Consider the following 2,269-nt stretch of genomic DNA (forward strand, 5'->3'; position numbering starts at 1 on the left):
CATTAATGGAGACCGGGTTGCGGAATCAGGCAGCTTGTTAGGGCCGTGCAGGTCAAGGCGCTGCACGGCGTCGAGGAGGGTTAGTCCATCAGGACTGCTATCCACGGTGTCGAACGTGCCTTGCACCGAGTCGTGGTGCCAGTGGTGAGGGGACTCGCTCATGCCGATATGCCCTGCTACGTGAATCGTCGTTTAATTGATTATTAGGCATTTTGAACTAGGTTGTGTGTATAAGTTATGGGAAATGGGAAATAGCTAATGGCTGATATGTACGGTTTTGATGCATTCTCTCCAAAACAAATTGCTGAAAAGGTCGACAAGATAGGGGTAGCGAAAGCCCGGTTGCCGCTTCTGTCGATGGTGATGTTGGGGATTTTGGCTGGCGTCTTTATTGGCTTGGGCGGTCTCTATTATACCTTGGTTAAATCTGATCCTTCGCTTGGGTTTGCCACTCAACAAGTTGTTGGCGGGCTGGTTTTCTCTCTCGGCTTGCTATTGGTGATTGTGGCTGGGGCTGAGTTGTTTACAGGTAATAACCTATTAGCCATGGCGTGGGCCGATAGAAAAATCACCACGGCTGAGCTGCTGAAAAATTGGCTGGTGGTCTGTCTGGCGAATTTAGTCGGCGCATTAGGGGTTGCGCTGTTGGTGTTTCTGTCTGACCACCCGCAGATGAACAATGGGGCGATTGCACTGACATATGCCAAGATCGCCGCAGCCAAGTGCGAGATGCCATTTTGGACGGCGTTTTTCCGTGGCGTGCTGTGTAATGTCTTAGTGTGTATGGCGGTGTGGATGGCCTTGGCGGGACGCAGTGTGATAGATAAAGCGGTAGCGATTGTGTTTCCGATCTCGGCCTTTGTCGCGGCGGGGTTTGAACACAGTATCGCCAATATGTTTTTTATCCCTCTCGGAATGATGCTTAAGATGTCGGGGACGGTGGAAGTGGCAGATTCGGTCAACTTATGGGGCTTTATCAATAACCTACTCCCTGTCATCTTAGGCAACCTGGTCGGTGGCAGCGTGTTGGTGGGGCTGGTGTATCACATTATTTACCTCAGAAATCAAAATTGAGATTTCGCTACCTGACGGTGCGTATTGGCGCATTAGGATCGGCCGTGGCGACTATAATGTAGGCAGATATTAATAGTCAGGCAACGAGTATGCACTCCAGAGTTGTAAAAACCGTCTGCCCGTTTTGTGGGGTCGGTTGCGGTATGTATTTGACCAGTGATGGGCAGGGTAACGTTTGTGGGGTGGCGCCCGAGCAAGATCACCCTATCAGTCTGGGCAAGCTTTGTGAAAAAGGCTGGAGTAGTGTCTATGCTATCTCGCCTGATAACCGTATTCATCACCCCCTCAAACGCAAGCGCGATAGGTTTATCCCCATTAGCTGGGATCAAGCGCTGGCAGAAATTAGTACCTTCCTTCAAGACATTCTCGAAGAATCAGGCCCGCAAGCGGTGGGCGTGATCAGCAGTGCCCGAGCCACCAATGAAGATAACTATGCGGCGCAGAAGTTTGCTCGCGCAGTGCTAAAAACCAACAATGTTGATCACTGCGCGCGTATCTGTCATAGCCCAACCGTCGCGGGTTTAAAGCAAGTGTTGGGCTCTGGGGCGATGACCAACAGTACTAAGGATCTGTTCGACACCGAGGTTATCGTGGTCTTTGGTGCCGATCCAACCGAAAACCACAGTGTGTTGGGCGGGCAGATCATCGAGGCTAAGTTGGCAGGGGCGACGCTAATCGTGGTGGACCCGAGGGTGACACGCTTGGCCAAGTTGGCAGATATTCATCTTCAGCTCAAGCCGGGCACCAATATTGCGCTGATTAATGCGCTGCTGCACGAGATCATCAGCAACGATTGGCATGACCGTGACTTTATCGACAATCGTTGTGATGGTTTTTATGCTTTAAAGAGCAATGTCGAGAAGATAACCCCAGAGTCGGTTGCAGAGATAACGGGGGTCGATGGCCCACTGATCCGTCAGGCGGCAGAGCGCTATAGTCGTGCCAATAGGGCGATGATTCTGTACGGTATGGGAATTACTCAGTTTGTCAGCGGTACCAACAATGTGATTGCACTGGCCGATTTGGCGCTGATTTGTGGGCATATCGGTAAGCCTGGTACTGGTATCAACCCGTTACGGGGGCAAAATAACGTGCAGGGTGCCTGTGATATGGGCTGCTTGCCAAATGTGTACCCCGGTTATCAGTTGGCTGATGAAGCCGATACTCAACAGCGGTTCGCGGCAGCGTGGGGCGA

General features: G+C 51.6%; 3 protein-coding genes. 2 read left to right on the forward strand and 1 reads right to left on the reverse strand.

Annotated elements, in window-relative coordinates:
* A partial coding sequence (locus C9J12_RS31700; protein WP_146150141.1) for a cation-transporting P-type ATPase occupies window positions 1–162 on the reverse strand: 162 nt, incomplete at its 3' end.
* Between the two features lie 96 nt (window positions 163–258).
* On the opposite strand from C9J12_RS31700, the gene C9J12_RS29785 reads away from it, so the two are divergent.
* Complete coding sequence (locus tag C9J12_RS29785; RefSeq protein ID WP_107247066.1) at window positions 259–1,074, forward strand: formate/nitrite transporter family protein; 816 nt, start codon at window positions 259–261, stop codon at window positions 1,072–1,074.
* A 143-nt stretch (window positions 1,075–1,217) separates the two neighbouring features.
* Window positions 1,218–2,269: molybdopterin oxidoreductase family protein (locus C9J12_RS29790; RefSeq protein WP_265416174.1), on the forward strand; the 1,052-nt coding region annotated here is incomplete at its 3' end.

Source organism: Photobacterium frigidiphilum (genome assembly GCF_003025615.1).
Lineage (GTDB): Bacteria > Pseudomonadota > Gammaproteobacteria > Enterobacterales > Vibrionaceae > Photobacterium > Photobacterium frigidiphilum.

Coding starts and splice junctions, on each gene's coding strand:
- C9J12_RS29785 (WP_107247066.1), top strand. CDS start 259: ATGGCTGATATGTACGGTTTTGATGCATTCTCTCCAAAACAAATTGCT.